This is a genomic window from Clostridium caldaquaticum (genome assembly GCF_023806125.1).
Taxonomy (GTDB): Bacteria; Bacillota; Clostridia; order Clostridiales; family Clostridiaceae; genus Clostridium_AT; species Clostridium_AT caldaquaticum.
The window spans coordinates 1-3,585 of record NZ_JAMSKT010000037.1 but is presented as its reverse complement, the minus strand read 5'-3'; the positions used below and the strand labels follow the sequence as shown (position 1 = coordinate 3,585).

2 protein-coding genes and 1 rRNA gene are annotated in these 3,585 nt (G+C 29.9%); all 3 read left to right on the top strand.

Annotation, left to right across the window (positions count from 1 at the left end):
• Window positions 1-118 precede the first annotated feature (118 nt).
• The 3 genes from rrf (at window position 119) to M2651_RS14150 (ending at window position 3,180) form a co-directional block, all read left to right on the top strand.
• Window positions 119-235, top strand: a 5S ribosomal RNA gene (rrf, locus tag M2651_RS14160).
• Between the two features lie 202 nt (window positions 236-437).
• Window positions 438-2,327 (top strand): cell wall-binding repeat-containing protein, encoded by a 1,890-nt coding sequence (locus tag M2651_RS14155; protein WP_252132989.1) that lies wholly within the window; start codon window positions 438-440, stop codon window positions 2,325-2,327.
• A 109-nt stretch (window positions 2,328-2,436) separates the two neighbouring features.
• Window positions 2,437-3,180, top strand: coding sequence for a peptidylprolyl isomerase (locus M2651_RS14150; protein ID WP_252132988.1), 744 nt, complete (start codon window positions 2,437-2,439; stop codon window positions 3,178-3,180).
• Window positions 3,181-3,585: the final 405 nt, after the last annotated feature.

Below are 3,585 nucleotides of genomic sequence, written 5' to 3'. Positions count from 1 at the left end.
ATGGTAACATGTTCAGCTGACTAATACTAATAGGTCGAGGGCTTGACCAAAATATTAATCTGTGCAATTTTCAGAGAATAATTTGTTCTCTGTATATAAAAAGTAAAATTGTTAGTAATCTGGTGACCATAACGTGAAGGTTACACCCGTTCCCATTCCGAACACGATGGTTAAGCTTCACAGTGCCGATGGTACTGTAGGGGAGGCTCTGTGGAAGAGTAGGTCGTTGCCAGATTTTAAGGTTCACTAGCTCAGTCGGTAGAGCAGAGGACTGAAAATCCTCGTGTCCCTGGTTCGATTCCTGGTCTGGCCACCAAAAACACTTTAGAGTAAAGCTCTAAAGTGTTTTTTTAGCATATACTGTAATATTTTATCTTTTTAGTAGTATATGTGGAAAAAATACCAATATTGCTACCTATAGGAGGATGAGATATAACATGAATAGAAAAATTAAATATATATTAACAATTGCTATATCTATAGGTATACTAAATGTTTTTAGTAATTTAGATGTGTACGCAGCTGATAATATAAAGAGTATAAATAACAACAGACTAGGTGGAAAAGATAGATATGAAACTGCTGCATTTGTTTCCAGTTATGGATGGAAAAATAATTCTAACAATGCAATATTAGTAACAGGAAATGATTTTCCAGATGCACTTTGTTCAGTGCCGTTAGCTGAAAAATTAAGAGCACCTATATTACTAACTTTAAAAGATTCCTTAGAAAATAGTACATTAAAAGAGTTAAAAAGGCTGCAAGTAAAGCAGGTTTATATTATAGGAGGTTTAGGTGTAATATCAGAGGGTGTTGAAAAGCAACTTAAAGGTTTAGGGATTTCTTTTGAAAGAATAGGTGGGTTAGATAGATATGAAACTTCAGCTAAGATTGCAGAGAAAATTGGCAGTGTAGATTCAGTATATGTTGTTACAGGTGAAAATTTTCCAGATGCTCTGTCAGTTGCTCCTATAGCTGCTAAAAAAAATGCACCTATACTTTTAACTAATCATCGAACATGGCCAAGCAGTATCAAGAGTTATTTAGATAAAAAATCTATTAGCAAAGCGTTTATAATTGGTGGACAAACATTGATAGGAGACTATGCAGTTGACAGTTTTAAAGATAGCACTAGGATATATGGAAAAGATAGATATGAGACTAATATGAAAATTATAAATAAATTCTATGGTGATTTAAATTTTAGTACAATCTATATAGCTACTGGACAAGATTTTCCAGATGCTCTGGCAGGTGCTGCCTTAGCACAGACTACATCTTCACCAATAGTTTTAACTAGTTTATATAATGATGAAAATGCTAAAAATTTACTATATTCACATATACCTGTGATAAAGGATATAAATTTATTAGGTGGAGAAGCTGTAGTTCCTAGCAGCATAGCATACTTTAGTGAAAATGAAGGACAAGCAAATGCTAAAACATACTTAAATATACCTACATATGATGGAAGTAATCAAAGCGTTCATCCTAAAGTATTATATTTTCCTGAAAAATTTAGTGGATGGAATTATTGGATGTGTTATACACCATATCCAAGAGGAAATGATTTATTCGAAAATCCATCAATAGTATGCTCTAATGACGGAATAAATTGGGTAGTACCTAAAGGATTAAAAAATCCGTTAGTTGTGCCTCCAGTTGTTAAAGGTGAATATTTTAGTGATCCGCATTTAGTATATAATTCAGATAATAAGCAGCTAGAATTATGGTATAGATTTACGTTTCATAATATACAAGATAAAATATTTCGCATTTTTTTAAATAATGGTATAGAATGGTCTGATCCCCAGTTAGTTACTACTTTTGATGGAGATAAGAGAGGGTATAGTCCTACAATTATTTATGACAATAAAAGATATAAAATGTGGTATGTTAATGAAAAATATGAATTATTATATAGGGAAAGTGAAAATACAGTTAATTGGAGTCCAGATTTGAAGGTTAACTTGAATTTAAATGAGCCATATTTACCTTGGCATTTGGATATGATTCATACAGAGAAGGGGTATGAAATGCTTCTTACTACTTTTAAGAGAGGAGAAAGAGAATTTAATAATATGGTTCTTGAATATGGTGTATCTGGGGATGGTTTAAATTATAATAATATCACTACAGTTTTAAAACCAACAGTAGGAACTAATAATTGGGATAATAAACAGATATATCGGTCTTCTTTTGTTAATGTTAATGGAATATACAAGCTTTATTATTCAGCTATGAACAATAATACATACTGGCGCATTGGATTAACTCAAGGTAAGAATTTGGATGAGCTTTATGGATATTCTATTGCAGATAATTGAGTAAAAAATATCTTTTTAATGTTATTATAATGATATTAGTGAATTAATTTATTATATATGTTAAAATGTTTAAGTAAACATTTTAATATAAATTCAAAGGAGAAAATGTATGGATAATAAAGTATTAGCTGTTGTAAATGGTCAAGAAATAACTCAAAGAGATTTAGATATTGCAATATCAAGATTTCCTAGGGAAAGACAAGCTTATTTTATGAATGAAGAAGGAAGAAAGCAATTGTTAGATCAAATTGTTTCTTTTGAGCTTATTTATAACTATGCAAAAGATAATGATATTCATAAGGATGAAAATTATTTAAGAAGTCTTGAAGCTGCAAAGAAAGAATTGTTAACTCAAACTGCTATTAATAAAATACTTGCTGAAGTAACAGTTACTGATAGCGAAATTAAAGATTATTACGAGGTAAACAGCCACCTGTTTAAAAATCAGGAAAGTGTAACTGCAAGACATATTTTAGTAGATTCCTTAGAGGAAGCAAATGAAATTAAAAAGAAAATAGATAACGGAATGAATTTTGAAATGGCTGCAATTACTTATTCAAGCTGTCCATCTAAAGAGCAGGGGGGAAACCTTGGAAGTTTTACAAGAGGAAGAATGGTACCAGAATTTGAAAAAGCTGCTTTCGAATTAGAAGTTGGTGTAGTGAGCGAACCTGTGCAAACTCAATTTGGATATCATTTAATAAAGGTTGAAAATAAAACAAAAGACACTGTAAAATCACTAGAAGAGGTTTACCCAATCATAGAAAGACAATTGCGTAATGAGAGGGAAAGCTACAAATATATGGAATTTACTCAGGATTTAAAGCAAATTTATAAAGTAGAATTAAAGTAATTATAAGATTTAATCACATAAAGGTGAAAAGTTATTATGACTTCTCATCTTTTTTTATATATAAATCCAGCATCAACTATTCCTAGAGTATCATTATAATAATTTTAGAGAATTTATGAGAAATTTAAAGATTTATGAATATATTTATTAATATTAATTAATAATAATAATGTGTTATTATTTAAATAGTGATAAAATTCAACATGCTCGTCAAAAACATTTAAAACTGCTGATAAAAAATCATGAAGAAAAATGTTGACAAGTGTTTAAATGTGTTGTACAATAACTTATGCGTTGTTATACAACAATTGGTCTTTGAAAATTAAACAGAGAATAATTAAGATAAACCAGCAATTCTTTTGAATTAAAAAATGAGCATAAAGATTCAAACTTTTAAATTGAGAG